Genomic DNA, 12792 nt, shown 5'->3' with positions numbered 1-12792 from the left:
CTGACTGGCAAAGGGCAGCGCATCCGCCCTGCATCAAGGCCGTCATCTACGCAGGACTTGCACCCTACACCGTCCGGATCGTGATCCCCCATCGGCGACCCGCTTGTTCAACGCATCCTGCAGGATCTGCTCCATCGCCTGCGTCACCAGCGGGACATCGACAGGACCGACCGGGAAGAACACCGTGGTCATGGCGGCTTTTCTTCGCCGGGGACTGAAACGCGAAGGCAATCGCATCGAGAAGGGCCGTTCCGCCGCAGGGTTTGGCGCATGGAAAGCCTGCCCCGCGACCACTGACCCGCTGGCGCAGGCGGAAACCGCCGATATTGGCGGTGAACCGACCGGTCGTGCAACAAAGGGCTTGAAGTCGGCGTCTTTCGGCGCGAGTCTCGCCGAAAAATGTCTGGCGGGACAACGAGTGGGAAGCAGTACAAGTTTGGTACAATTCGCGACAGGCCAATACAGCCTGCCAGGCACCCGGGGTAGAAGTCCCGGTGGTGCTTTCAGCTCATGCTTGATCGCCTGCCATAATGCCGCCTTCGAACGGTTGCATGTTCGGTCGCCGAATCGGACAGGCAACATTGGGGAGTCGGCTTTGGTCAGGGTCGTGCGCCAGTATCGCGCCGCTGAAAGAGACTGCCGCTGATGCCGCTGAGATCGTGGAGTCCTGCTGTCGTCGCCGGACGGGCGCCGCATCATGAGGCCGCCCAGCAGGTCTGGGATGTGATCGTGATCGGCACCGGTATCGGCGGTGGTCTTGCTGGCCGACGCCTGGCAGAAAGCGGGCTGTCGGTTCTGTTCGTTGAAAAGGGTCCGCTGGGCTATCGCACGGAAAGCCAGGACCTGCGGATCGACGTCGACGACTACACCACGCGGCAGATGCGCGGGTTCTGGCCCACCAAGGTCGAGGTGCGGATGGACGGCGGCCGTCCGCAGCAATTCTTTGCGCCGATCGGCAGCGGAGTTGGCGGCACCTCGGTCTTCTATGCTGCGGCGGTCGAACGCCCCGAACGGCATGACATCGAAACCGTGGGCAAGATGGAGCACCCCACGGGCGGCTGGCCGGTGGGTTATGATGCCTTCAGCGCCTATTTCGATCAGGCGGCAGAGATGTTGTCGATCCGGGGCGAAGGCGACCCCGTCTCGGGCCTGCCGGCGCCGGGTCTGCCAGCTCCGCCCTTGCGCGACGCCGAAGCGATCCTGTTCCAGGACCTGCGCGCCGTCGGCCTGAACCCCTACCGCGCGCATGAGGCGCTGCGCCGAGTTCCCGGCTGTTCGGATTGCCTGGGGCGCAAATGTCCCTTGCCCTGCAAGATGGACGGACGCTCTGCCGGGATCGAGCCCGCGATGGAAACCGGCCGCGCGATGCTGATGGCCGATACGACGGTCGAGGAGTTGATCGAAAGCGGCGGGCGGATCACCAAGGTCAAGGTGCGCAAGGACGGGCAGGAGATACTCTTGACCGGACGGACGGTTGTGCTGGCTGCCGGGGCGCTGCATTCGCCGCGTATTCTTCTTGCCTCGACCGGAACCCATCCCGAAGGCTGCGCGAATTCCAGCGGCTGGGTCGGACGCGGGCTGATGTTCCACCTGAGCGAGATGTTCGCGCTGTGGCCGCGCAAGGGGCAGCCTTCCGCGGGGGCGACGCGGGCTGTCGCGTTCCGCGATCTTTATGCGTACCAGGGCAGGCGGCTTGGGCTGGTTCAGTCCATGGGTGTGGCGGCGGATACCGGGCAGATTGCGGCCCATCTCAAGGAACGCATCGCCCAGACGCGACTGCGTCATGTGCCCGGGATCAAGATGGCGGCGACGTTGCTGGCGCGGGCGGGGGCCATGGTCTTCGGCAAGGCGACCGTCTTTGTCGGCATCCTTGAGGACCTGCCCTACCATGGCAACCGGGTGACCCGGCATCCGTCCGACCCGGAGATCCCGGTGATCGAGTACCGCCTGAACGAAGAACTTCTGGACCGTCGCGCCGTTTTCCGCCGGGTGGTCCGCAACCGGCTTGGCCGCTGGCGCACGCTGTTGCTAGGGTTCCGCCCGGCGCTGAACTTCGGCCATTCCTGCGGAACGTTGCGGTTCGGCCTGGACCCGAAGACCTCGGTGCTGGATGCCAACTGCAAGGCGCATGATCTGGACAACCTCTATGTTGCCGATGCGTCTTTCCTGCCCACGTCAATGGGGGTCAACCCCAGCCTGACGATCGCGGCGAATGCCCTGCGGGTCGCTGACGTAATTGCGGCGCGCCACCAGGCCGAAAGGCGGAAAGCGGTGTGATGGAGGAAAGCCCAATCAGGCCGGATGCTCCGGGCGGGGTAGCGGTGGTGACTGGCGCCGGCGGCGATCTGGGGCGCGCGCTCACGGCAGCTCTGGCGATGCGCGGTGTGCCAGTCGCCGGGATCTCGGCCACTGCGTTCGAGCCGCTGCATGAAGATGTCATGCCAGTGATCGCTGATGTCCGCGATGCCGCCGCGGTGGCCGTGGCTTTCGAGACGATCCGTACCCGGCTTGGTGCACCGACGATCCTGGTCAACGGGGCCGAGGTCTATCCGCACCGCGATATCCTGGAGGAGACGCCCGCCAGCTTCATGGACACGGTCGCGCTGAACCTGGGCGGGGCGTTGAACTGCTGCCACGCCGTCCTGCCGCACATGGTTGTCACGGGCCGGGGGCGGATCATCAACATCGTGACCTTCGCCGATGTGATGCCCGCGCCCCTTGCCGCCGCCTATTCCGTCTCGAAAGGCGCCCTGCGCATCCTGACCCGCGCGCTGGTGTCCGACCTGGGCGACCGCTTTCCCGGCATCGTGATCAACGACTGGGTCCCGGGCACCCATACCCCGCGCAAGGGCATCCCCGACGGCGTCGACCCGCTGCGTGCCGCCGAGTGGGGGGCAAACCTTGCGCTCTTGGATGACCGGGCGATCAACGGACTTCTCTTCCTGCAGGACCGCGAGCATGTGCTGCACCGGTCCCTGAAGGGGCTGGTCAAGGACCGGGTCCTCGGCCGCGACCGGGTGCGGGTGCGGCTGAACTGACGCCGAACTGCCGTCGCAGAGATTGCAGAACCCAGCCGCCCGCGCTATCCCCGACAAAACACGTGGGGGGAACATGAGCCGCGCATTCGTCTTTCCGGGGCAGGGCGCCCAGACCATCGGCATGGGCAAGGCGCTTTCCGAGGCCTATCCGGCCGCGAAAGCCGTCTTCGACGAGGTGGATGCCGCGCTGGGCGAAAAGCTGTCCGCGCTCATCTGGGAAGGTGACATTGCCGAGCTGACGCTGACCCAGAACGCCCAGCCCGCGCTGATGGCCACCTCCATCGCCGCACTTCGGGCGCTGGAGGCGGAAGGCTTCGGTCTGGACCAGGCCAGTTTCGTGGCCGGGCATTCCCTGGGCGAGTACTCGGCGCTTTGCGCGGCGGGGTCGCTGACCCTGTCCGACACCGCGCGCCTGCTGCGCATCCGGGGTCGGGCGATGCAAGAGGCCGTCCCCGTCGGTGTCGGTGCGATGGCCGCACTTCTGGGCCTTGATTTCGAGGCCGCGACGGCGGTCGCCGCCGAGGCCGCGCAGGGCGAGGTTTGCCAGGCCGCAAACGACAACGACCCCGCCCAGGTGGTGGTCTCGGGCCACAAGGGTGCCGTCGAACGCGCGGTGGAGATCGCCAAGGCCAAGGGCGCGAAACGTGCGCTCCTCCTTCCCGTCTCCGCCCCCTTCCACTGCGCCCTGATGCAGCCCGCCGCCCATGTCATGGCCGAGGCGCTGGCCGCCGTCCCGATCCAAAAGCCCGCCGTCCCCGTCGTGGTCAACGTCCGCGCCGAGGCGGTGATGGAGCCCGACCGGATCATGGACCTTCTGGTAGCGCAGGTCACCGGGTCAGTCCGCTGGCGGGAAAGCGTCCTCTGGATGGAAAAGGCCGGGGTCACGGAGTTCTGGGAAATCGGGGCCGGCAAGGCGCTGTCCGGCATGATCAAGCGCATCGCCCAAGGGGCCACCACCCGTGCCATCGGCACCCCTGACGACATCGCCGCGCTCAAGGCGTGAAGGAGACCAACATGTTTGATCTGACCGGCAAATCCGCCCTTGTGACGGGCGCATCGGGCGGCATCGGCGCCGATATCGCCCGCGTGCTGCACGCCGCCGGGGCCACCGTTGGCCTGTCCGGCACTCGCATCGAACCGCTGGAGGCGCTGGCAACCGAACTGGGCAGCCGCGCCTACGTGCTGCCCTGCAACCTGTCGAACCCGGAAGATGTCGAAGGGTTGGTGAAACGCGCCACCGAGGCGATGGGCGCGGTCGACATCCTGGTCAACAACGCCGGGATCACGCGTGACGGGCTGGCGATGCGGATGTCGGACGACGACTGGCAGTCGGTGATCGACGTCAACCTGACGGCGGCCTTTCGCCTCTGCCGGGCCGCGATCCGCGGGATGATGAAGGCACGCTGGGGACGGATCATCAACATCTCCTCCGTTGTCGGGCGCGCAGGTAATGCGGGGCAGGCGAACTATGCGGCCTCGAAGGGCGGGCTTGTCGCGCTGTCGAAGTCGCTTGCCGAAGAGGTCGCCAGCCGCGGGATCACGGTGAACTGCGTGGCACCTGGTTTCATCGAAACCGCGATGACCGAAAAGCTGAACGAGGCGCAGCGCGCGACGATCCTCGCCTCTGTCCCCGCAGGCCGCATGGGCACGCCCCAGGAAATCGCCGCCGCCGTCCTCTATCTTGCTTCGCAGGAGGCGGCCTATGTGACGGGCGCGACGCTGCATGTGAATGGCGGGATGGACATGGTCTGACGCGCAGGCGCGCAAGTCAGGTTAAAGCGTTTGCCATAGGCCTTGACCCTTGGTATAGGCGCGCAGGATTGAGGCCCGGGATGCCCGGGTAGAACGGTAAAGGCCGGGAGAAAGCCCGCGCCAAGCAAGAGGAACGGACATGAGCGACATCGCTGATCGCGTGAAGAAGATCGTCGTCGAGCATCTGGGCGTCGAAGCCGACAAGGTGACGGAATCGGCCTCGTTCATCGACGACCTGGGTGCGGACTCGCTCGACACGGTCGAGCTGGTCATGGCCTTCGAGGAAGAGTTCGGGATCGAGATCCCGGATGATGCCGCCGAGACCATCCAGACCTTCGGCGACGCGGTGAAGTTCATCTCGGAAGCCGCCTGAGGCATTCGTCCTTTCGTGGGACAGCAGGGCACCCTTCGGGGTGCCTTTTGCGTTTGCGGCGGGGGCAGGGGCGCAAATCTTTTCGAAAAGATTTGCAAAATCCTTCGAAGGATTTTGGCCCAGGCGCGCCGTCTCGGCGAAGGTGCGCCGCAACACCTGTCATCGGCCTTGCCAGCCTATGGGCCCAGCCGCAGACTGAGGGCCGCGAGAGGAGGCCCCCATGACCGGCAACACCGCCCTTGGCACCATGTTCGGCGCGTCCGGTGTGGAGACCTTCATGGGCATCCCACGTACCCGGGACCTGTCGCGCCTGTCGGCAAAGATGGCTTTGATCGGAGCGGATGGGTGTACTCCGTACCAAAGCGTCGGCTTCTATTGCGCCGGCGGTCCGGCGGCGATCCGGGCAGCGGGGGCGGCTTATGCGGCGAACCTTGCGCATATGAACTTCGACCTTGGCGGTCCGGTGTTTCCGGGCGGTGTTTCGGCAGTAGACGCGGGCGATCTGCCGCAGGATGTGAACGATCCGGCGGGCAATCGGGCGCGGATTTTCGGGGCGGTGAACCAGATCCTTGACCGGGGTGGGGTGCCGCTGCTGATCGGCGGCGATGACAGCCTGCCGATCCCGATGCTGGAGGCCTATGGTGCGCGGGGGCGGGGCTACACGATCCTGCAGATCGACGCGCATATCGACTGGCGCGATGAGGTGCAGGGGGAACGGCTGGGCCTCTCGTCCACCATGCGGCGGGCTTCCGAGATGGACCACATCGACGCGATCATCCAGGTCGGCCAGCGCGGGATCGGCTCGGCCCGGCTGCAGGACGTGGCGGATGCCGAGGCCTGGGGTGTGGGCTTCGTCCCGGCGGGCGAGGTGGCGCGCTACGGGATCACGCGCGCGCTGGACATGGTGGCCGAGGGGGCCGAGGTGATCATCTGCCTGGACCTCGACGCGCTCGACCCTGCGGTGATGCCTGCAGTGATCGGGCGGACTGCGGGGGGGCTTGGCTACTGGCAGGTCTTGGAACTGATTGCGGGCGTGGCCGAGAAGGCGCGGATCGTGGGCTTCGACATGGTGGAGTTCATGCCTGAACGCGACATCGACGGCCAGGGCGCGGCGGTGGCGGCGCAGCTTCTGGCAGCCGTGATGGGGATCGTGGCGCGGCAGGGGTGATGGTGAACGCATTCTGAACGTCCACGGCCAAGCGTCTGATTTCGCTGCATCTGCCCAAGCTGTCCTGCGTGGACAGCCCTCGTCGCCGCCGATGGGCCGCCCCCAAGGTTGCGCGGGTTCGGGGGGCCGTGTATCACCCAGAAAAAGCCTGGGTCCTGGAGGAAGAGCATGCGTCGCGTCGTCGTCACCGGTCTTGGAATGGTCACCCCGCTCGCCTGTGGGGTGGAGGAGACCTGGAGCCGCCTGATCGCCGGTCAGTCCGGGGCGGGGACGATCACCAAGTTCGACACCACGAACGTCGTGACCCAGTACGCCTGCGAGATCCCGAAGGGCGACGGGTCGGACGGGACCTTCAACCCCGATGACTGGATGGAGCCGAAAGAGCAGCGGAAGGTCGACGACTTCATCATCTACGGGATGGCCGCGGCGGTGCAGGCCGTGAAGGATGCAGGGTGGGAGGACCCCTCCGAGGACGAGAAGCTGCGGACCGGGGTGATGATCGGGTCGGGGATCGGGGGGTTGAACTCCATCGCCGAGACGGCGGTGCTGATCAAGGAGAAGGGGCCGAAGCGGGTCAGCCCGTTCTTCATCCCAGGCGCACTGATCAACCTCGTCTCGGGGCAGGTCTCGATCCGCTTCGGCTTCAAGGGGCCGAACCACGCGGTGGTCACGGCGTGTTCCACGGGCGCTCACGCGATCGGGGATGCGGCGCGGCTGATCCAGTGGGGGGATGCGGACGTGATGGTGGCGGGTGGGGCGGAAAGCCCGATCAGCGAGATCGGGATCGCCGGGTTCAACGCCTGCAAGGCCCTGTCGACCAAGCGCGCCGATGAGCCGCAGAAGGCCAGCCGTCCTTACGACGCCGACCGCGACGGGTTCGTGATGGGCGAGGGGGCGGGGATCGTGGTTCTGGAGGAATACGAACACGCCAAGGCGCGCGGTGCCAAGATCTATTGCGAGGTGCTGGGCTATGGGCTGTCGGGCGACGCCTACCACATCACCGCGCCGTCCGAGGATGGGGATGGCGGGTTCCGGTCGATGTCGGCAGCGTTGAAGCGGGCGGGGCTGGAGCCTGCGGACATCGACTATATCAACGCCCACGGGACCTCGACGATGGCCGACACCATCGAACTGGGGGCGGTGGAGCGGCTACTGGGCGACCATGCGGCGAAGGCCACGATGTCCTCGACCAAGTCGTCCATCGGGCACCTGCTGGGCGCAGCGGGCGCGGTGGAAGCGATCTTCTGCGTGCTGGCGATCCGGGATCAGGTGGCCCCGCCGACGATCAACCTGGACAATCCGGCGGTCGCGCCAAAGCTGGACCTCGCCCCGAAGAAGGCTGTGAAGCGGAAGATTGACGTGGCTCTGTCGAATTCGTTCGGCTTCGGCGGGACGAACGCGAGCCTTGTGCTGGGCAAGGTGCGCTGAGCGATGTGGCGGTCCGTCGCCTCAAACGCGCTGACGCTGTTCATCGTGATCCTGGTCGCGGTGGCGGCGCTGGTCGCCTGGGGGCGCAACGAGTTCGTTGCTCCGGGTCCCTTGGCAGAACCGATCTGCTTGCAGGTCGAGCGGGGAGCGAGCCTTGCGGCGGTGAGCCGGAACCTCGAGGAGCGCGGCGCAATCACCGACGCGCGGATTTTCCGGATCGGGGCGGAATATGCCGACAGGGCCGATGACCTAAAGTTCGGCAGTTACATGGTCCCGGCGCAGGCCAGCATGTCGGAGGTGCTGACAGCGATCACCTCGTCGGGCCGGTCGACCTGCGGGCGCGACCTGAACTTCCGGATCGGTGTGACGAAGGCCGATGTGGTGCTGAGCGAGTTGGACCTAAACAGCAATTCCTATACCGAAGTGACGCGGTTCGATGCGGGTGTCGATCCGCTGCCGCCAGAGTATCTGCAGGTCTCGGACGACCCGGCGCTGGTGTTCCGGATCACGGTGGCCGAAGGGGTGACCAGCTGGCAGATCGTCGACGCGCTGAAGAAGGCGGATTTCCTGCAGGGCTCGCTGGAGACAGTGCCGCCCGAGGGCAGCCTGGCACCCGGCGGATACGAGGTCGAGCGTGGGACTGAGCGGGCGACGCTGATTGCCAGCATGACCGAGAAACAGGCGGCGATCCTGGCCGAGGCCTGGGCGGGCCGCGCCGAGGGACTGCCCTATGACACGCCCGAGGAGGCGCTGATCATGGCCTCGATCATCGAGAAGGAAACCGGGATCGCCGAGGAGCGGGGCCGGGTGGCGAGCGTTTTCGTGAACCGGATGAACCAGGGGATGCGCCTGCAGACCGACCCGACGGTGATCTACGGCATCACCAAGGGCGAGGGCGTGTTGGGCCGGGGGCTGCGGCAAAGCGAGCTGCGGCGCGAGACGCCCTATAACACCTATGTCATTGACGGCTTGCCACCGACGCCGATTGCCAACCCCGGGGCCGAGGCGATCAAGGCTGCGATGAACCCGGACACGACGGACTATCTGTTCTTCGTGGCCGACGGGTCGGGTGGGCATGCCTTTGCCGAAACCCTGGACGAGCACAACGCGAACGTCGCGGCCTGGCGCAAGATCGAAGCGGCGCAGGGCGCGGCGGAGGAGGGCGGCGTCCAGGGGGAATGACGGTTAACGGGACGTGAAGCCAGCGTTCAAGCAACCTATTGATGTGTAACGGAAAATTCCTTGACTTTCCGCGCGGTCTGATGTAGACATCGTGGCATGCTAGAAGAAGTGTCGAAGCGGCCCGGGGGCGCCTCCGTCGGCCGCTTTTTCATTTCCTTCGTGCGGGCGCAGCATGAGGGGGTGTCGGGACTAGATGACGGTACGGTTTACGGGGGATGTGCCCACGCCAGAGGATGTCCTGGGGGTCACGGAACGGCTGTACGAAGAGGCGGTCATCGAGCTGGAACGCACGATGGCGGCCATCAAGGCCGGAGAATTCAACGAAGTAAAATCGGCACAGGAGGCAATCCGTTCCCTTCGGGCGACGGCGCTGCAAGTGCTGCAGGAAAGGAGCAAAGTTGACCAACTCCGCAAGCAGATCGCCGGCCACGTCGGAGCCGGAGGGGCACTCGACCTTGAAAGTGCCCGAGCTGAAATCGGGCGCCGCCTGGCTTGCCTCCGCAACGCCGGAGGAGGTGGATGAGTTTCTGGGCGGCCTGAGCCAGAACGCGCTTTTGGCGCTGCCCTGGGTGTTCGAGTTCTGGGCGCTGCCGCATCAGTTGCCGCCACGGGGGGCCTGGAAGACCTGGGTCATCATGGGCGGGCGCGGGGCGGGGAAGACGCGGGCGGGGTCGGAATGGGTGCGTTGCCAGGTGGAGGGGGCGGGTCCTCTGGACGCCGGAAAGTGCAAGCGGGTGGCGCTGGTCGGTGAGACGATCGATCAGGTGCGCGATGTGATGGTGCTGGGCGAAAGCGGGATCATCGCCTGTTCTCCGCCCGACCGGAAGCCGGAGTGGCTGGCGTCGAAGAACCAGCTGGTCTGGGCCAACGGGGCCATCGCGCAGGTGTTTTCGGCCCATGAGCCCGAGGCGATGCGGCCTGGGCGGACGAGTACGGCTCTGCAGCAATCGACAAAGGCACCAACCAGCCAAACAAGTTCGTCGATCCGAAGTCGTCCGAGTCTGCCCTGCCGGCATTTTCCAATGGCGGGCGGGACGATCTGATCCAGATGCAGTACCTGTTGGCAAACGCGTCCTTCTGGTCTGACCCTACCAACAACCCGCGATCGACGATCTATGCCGGTCCCATGCTGGATATGGACCATGCCTTCGCCTGGACGTGGGACGCGCGACCCTTCCCGGAATTCCCCGGTCAGACCAACATCTGGAACGATGGCGAAAACTACGCACGGGGGCACTGGCTGAACGGGCGGGCTTCGAACCAGCCACTGGCGGCGGTCGTCAAGGAGATCTGTTCCCGGTCCGGGGCAGATGCGGTGGATGCAACTGGCCTCTTCGGGCTGGTCCGCGGCTATCAGCAGGCAGACCTGACAACGGCCCGCGCGTCCTTGCAGCCGCTGATGCTTGCCTTTGGCTTCGATGCCGTCGAGCGAGATGGCAGGCTGGTCTTCAAGACGCGCAATGCCCGGGTGCAGGCCAGTATCGGCAGCGATGATCTTGCGGTGTCGCCGGACCTTGAGGGCAGCATCGAAGCAACGCGTCTGGCCGAGTCGGAAACCGCTGGCACGGTCCGGCTGGGCTTTGTGGACGCGCAGTCAAGCTATGAGGTCCGGGCGGTCGAAACGCGGCTTCCGGATGAAGAGTCACTCTCCGTGTCACAAAGTGATCTGCCGCTTGCCCTGACCCGGTCGGAGGGGCTGAGCGCCGCAGAGCGCTGGCTGACCGAGGCACGTGTTGCAAGGGACACGATCCGACTTGCCTTGCCCAAGTCGCAGCTGGCGATCGGAGCCGGCGACGTCATCGGTTTTGAAGGTCGAAGATACCGCGTTGATCGCGTCGCACAGTCCGAAGGCCAGCTATTGGAAGCGGTCCGGGTCGAACCGGGTGCATTCCTGCCCTCGGATCCGGGTGACGAGGCAATTTCGGTCCGCGCCTACTCGGCCCCGGTTCCGGTTGTACCGGTGTTTCTGGACCTCCCGTTGCTGACCGGCACCGAGGTCCCGCACGCGCCCCATATAGCGGTGGCGGCGGAACCTTGGCCCGGCACAGTGGCGGTATGGTCATCCGGCGAAGACGCGGGCTACGAAGTCAACCGCCTCGTGGCCGCCTCGGCCGTCATCGGCGTGACCGAAACGGTCATGACGACCCACCGCCCCGGCCAATGGGATTACGGCCCGCCGCTACGGATCAAGCTGTCTGGCGGAGAGCTGGCATCCGCCAGCGAGTTGGCGGTGCTGAACGGCGCCAATGCCATGGCTATTGGCGACGGAAGCAGTTCGAACTGGGAGGTCTTCCAGTTCCGGGACGTTCAGCTTGTGGCACCGGACACCTACGAAGTCTCGGTGCGGTTGCGGGGCCAGCTTGGCACGGACGGCGTGCTGCCCGCCAGCTGGCCGGTGGGCAGCACCGTCGTGCTGCTTGACCTTGCCCTGTCGCAGATCGATCTTGCCGTATCGGCGCGGGGCCTTGCCCGGTACTACCGCGTGGGTGTCGCTTCCCGTGGATTTGACGATGTCAATGTCGCCCTTCGGGTCGAGGCCTTCGACGGCATCGGCCTGCGCCCGTATCCAGTCGCCCATCTGCGCCACACGGTTGTTTCCGGGGATGTGGCCGCGACCTGGATCCGCAGGACCAGGATCGACGGTGACACCTGGCAGTCAGCCGAAGTGCCTCTGGCGGAAGAAACCGAAGCCTACATCGTCAGGATCATCCAGGGCGCGACCACGGTCGCCGAGTACTCCGTCACCCAACCAACCTTCACCTACACCGCAGCAATGCAGGCGGCAGATCTGGTGACCGGGCCGTTCCAGATGGCGGTGGCGCAGGTTTCGCTCAGCTTCGGGCCTGGCCCGTGCCGGCAGATAAGTGTGACGGTCTGACCAGTAAAGCGCGCGCCCGGCCAAAAAGGCTGCCGCACCCATGTGGCAGCCTTTCTGCGGCGTCCGGGCATCCATCGCTACACGTGATGGGTTAGCGCACACAATTGCGTCTCGCCTGCCGTTTCCGATGTGGTATGAAGATGCCACAGTCGGAGGCGTTGCCATGCTTGAGTCCAAACCGAAATTGACCGCTGTTGACCCGGTCTGGCGCCGCGTCTGCGAAGAGGCGGTCGAAGCCGTTCGCAACGAACCGCTGCTCGGCGCCCTGATCCATTCGGGGCTCTTGCACCATTCATCGCTGGAACGCGCGCTGGCGTACCGCTTTTCGCTGAAGCTCGCTTCGGGCGAGATGAGCGAGCAGATCCTCCGCGAAATTGCCGACCAGGCCTATGACAGCGATCCGCAAATCGGAGGCGCTGCCCGTTCCGACCTGATGGCGGTTTACGAGCGCGATCCGGCTTGCCACCGCTTCCTCCAGCCGATCCTGTTCTTCAAGGGCTACCAGGCCGTACAAGCCTACCGCATCGGCCATTGGCTGTGGCAGGCGGGCCGGATCGACATGGCCTACTTCGTCCAGATGCGGGTGTCCGAGGTCTTCGGCGTCGACATCCACCCTGCTGCACGAGTCGGCAAGGGCATCATGATCGACCATGCCCATTCCATCGTGATCGGCGAAACTGCCGTGGTGGGCGACAATGTCTCCATGCTGCATTCCGTCACGCTGGGCGGCACCGGCAAGGAAGACGGCGACCGGCACCCGAAGATCGGCGACGGCGTCCTGATCGGGGCAGGGGCCAAGGTCCTCGGCAACATTCATGTCGGCCACTGCTCGCGCATCGCCGCCGGGTCCGTCGTGCTTGAGGATGTTCCGCACAATACCACTGTCGCCGGCGTCCCCGCCCGCGTGGTTGGCAAGGCCGGCTGCGCCCAGCCCGCGCTGACGATGGACCAGCTTCTCAAGGCGGAATGACCA

Annotated in this window: 12 protein-coding genes and 1 pseudogene; 12 read left to right on the top strand and 1 reads right to left on the bottom strand. The window is 65.8% G+C overall.

All coding sequences use genetic code 11. The annotated features are described in order from the left end of the window. Positions 1 to 42 precede the first annotated feature (42 nt). Entirely contained in the window at positions 43 to 192 is a 150-nt protein-coding gene (locus AC2EAL_RS18790) for a hypothetical protein (protein ID WP_484725757.1), read from the bottom strand. 453 nt (positions 193 to 645) lie between these two features. On the opposite strand from AC2EAL_RS18790, the gene AC2EAL_RS18785 reads away from it, so the two are divergent. The 12 genes and pseudogenes from AC2EAL_RS18785 (at position 646) to cysE (ending at position 12789) form a co-directional block, all read left to right on the top strand. Continuing rightward, positions 646 to 2277, top strand: coding sequence for a GMC oxidoreductase (locus tag AC2EAL_RS18785; RefSeq protein ID WP_484725756.1), 1632 nt, complete (start codon positions 646 to 648; stop codon positions 2275 to 2277). Beyond that, positions 2277 to 3038, top strand: a complete 762-nt coding sequence (locus AC2EAL_RS18780) for an SDR family NAD(P)-dependent oxidoreductase (RefSeq protein WP_484725755.1) — start codon at positions 2277 to 2279, stop codon at positions 3036 to 3038. The genes AC2EAL_RS18785 and AC2EAL_RS18780 overlap by 1 nt, the downstream gene beginning before the upstream one ends. Before the next feature lie 73 nt (positions 3039 to 3111). Further along, positions 3112 to 4041: an ACP S-malonyltransferase gene (gene fabD, locus AC2EAL_RS18775; RefSeq protein WP_484725754.1), complete on the top strand. Its 930-nt coding sequence runs from the start codon at positions 3112 to 3114 to the stop codon at positions 4039 to 4041. A gap of 11 nt (positions 4042 to 4052) precedes the next feature. Beyond that, positions 4053 to 4790, top strand: coding sequence for a 3-oxoacyl-[acyl-carrier-protein] reductase (fabG, locus tag AC2EAL_RS18770; protein WP_484725753.1), 738 nt, complete (start codon positions 4053 to 4055; stop codon positions 4788 to 4790). A 139-nt stretch (positions 4791 to 4929) separates the two neighbouring features. After that, a complete protein-coding gene (locus AC2EAL_RS18765) occupies positions 4930 to 5163 on the top strand; it encodes an acyl carrier protein (RefSeq protein ID WP_128515501.1) in 234 nt (77 codons plus the stop codon). A gap of 220 nt (positions 5164 to 5383) precedes the next feature. Further along, positions 5384 to 6331 carry an arginase family protein gene (locus tag AC2EAL_RS18760; RefSeq protein ID WP_484725752.1) on the top strand — a complete coding sequence of 316 codons (948 nt, stop codon included), beginning with the start codon at positions 5384 to 5386 and terminating at the stop codon, positions 6329 to 6331. Between the two features lie 168 nt (positions 6332 to 6499). Next, positions 6500 to 7759, top strand: coding sequence for a beta-ketoacyl-ACP synthase II (fabF, locus tag AC2EAL_RS18755; RefSeq protein ID WP_484725751.1), 1260 nt, complete (start codon positions 6500 to 6502; stop codon positions 7757 to 7759). Positions 7760 to 7762: 3 nt separating this feature from the next. Further along, positions 7763 to 8941 carry an endolytic transglycosylase MltG gene (gene mltG / locus AC2EAL_RS18750; protein WP_484725750.1) on the top strand — a complete coding sequence of 393 codons (1179 nt, stop codon included), beginning with the start codon at positions 7763 to 7765 and terminating at the stop codon, positions 8939 to 8941. A gap of 193 nt (positions 8942 to 9134) precedes the next feature. Then, positions 9135 to 9464: a hypothetical protein gene (locus tag AC2EAL_RS18745; RefSeq protein WP_484725749.1), complete on the top strand. Its 330-nt coding sequence runs from the start codon at positions 9135 to 9137 to the stop codon at positions 9462 to 9464. Continuing rightward, positions 9412 to 9858, top strand: a pseudogene (locus tag AC2EAL_RS18740) (terminase large subunit domain-containing protein); the annotation flags it as partial. The gene AC2EAL_RS18745 and the pseudogene AC2EAL_RS18740, both read left to right, overlap by 53 nt. A 29-nt stretch (positions 9859 to 9887) precedes the next feature. Then, the gene (locus tag AC2EAL_RS18735) at positions 9888 to 11819 is read left to right on the top strand and encodes a phage tail protein (protein ID WP_484725809.1); all 1932 of its coding nucleotides are present in this window, start codon (positions 9888 to 9890) and stop codon (positions 11817 to 11819) included. A 163-nt stretch (positions 11820 to 11982) separates the two neighbouring features. After that, positions 11983 to 12789 carry a serine O-acetyltransferase gene (cysE, locus tag AC2EAL_RS18730; RefSeq protein WP_484725748.1) on the top strand — a complete coding sequence of 269 codons (807 nt, stop codon included), beginning with the start codon at positions 11983 to 11985 and terminating at the stop codon, positions 12787 to 12789. The last annotated feature ends 3 nt before the right edge of the window (positions 12790 to 12792 follow it).

This window comes from Tabrizicola sp. T74 (assembly GCF_057219935.1).
This window is presented reverse-complemented; position numbering and strand designations above follow the sequence as displayed.

Excerpts from the sequence above, each read along its gene's own strand:
- AC2EAL_RS18790 (WP_484725757.1), bottom strand. The coding sequence starts at position 192 with ATGACCACGGTGTTCTTCCCGGTCGGTCCTGTCGATGTCCCGCTGGTG.
- AC2EAL_RS18785 (WP_484725756.1), top strand. The coding sequence starts at position 646 with ATGCCGCTGAGATCGTGGAGTCCTGCTGTCGTCGCCGGACGGGCGCCG.
- AC2EAL_RS18780 (WP_484725755.1), top strand. The coding sequence starts at position 2,277 with ATGGAGGAAAGCCCAATCAGGCCGGATGCTCCGGGCGGGGTAGCGGTG.
- fabD (WP_484725754.1), top strand. The coding sequence starts at position 3,112 with ATGAGCCGCGCATTCGTCTTTCCGGGGCAGGGCGCCCAGACCATCGGC.
- fabG (WP_484725753.1), top strand. The coding sequence starts at position 4,053 with ATGTTTGATCTGACCGGCAAATCCGCCCTTGTGACGGGCGCATCGGGC.
- AC2EAL_RS18765 (WP_128515501.1), top strand. The coding sequence starts at position 4,930 with ATGAGCGACATCGCTGATCGCGTGAAGAAGATCGTCGTCGAGCATCTG.
- AC2EAL_RS18760 (WP_484725752.1), top strand. The coding sequence starts at position 5,384 with ATGACCGGCAACACCGCCCTTGGCACCATGTTCGGCGCGTCCGGTGTG.
- fabF (WP_484725751.1), top strand. The coding sequence starts at position 6,500 with ATGCGTCGCGTCGTCGTCACCGGTCTTGGAATGGTCACCCCGCTCGCC.
- mltG (WP_484725750.1), top strand. The coding sequence starts at position 7,763 with ATGTGGCGGTCCGTCGCCTCAAACGCGCTGACGCTGTTCATCGTGATC.
- AC2EAL_RS18745 (WP_484725749.1), top strand. The coding sequence starts at position 9,135 with ATGACGGTACGGTTTACGGGGGATGTGCCCACGCCAGAGGATGTCCTG.
- cysE (WP_484725748.1), top strand. The coding sequence starts at position 11,983 with ATGCTTGAGTCCAAACCGAAATTGACCGCTGTTGACCCGGTCTGGCGC.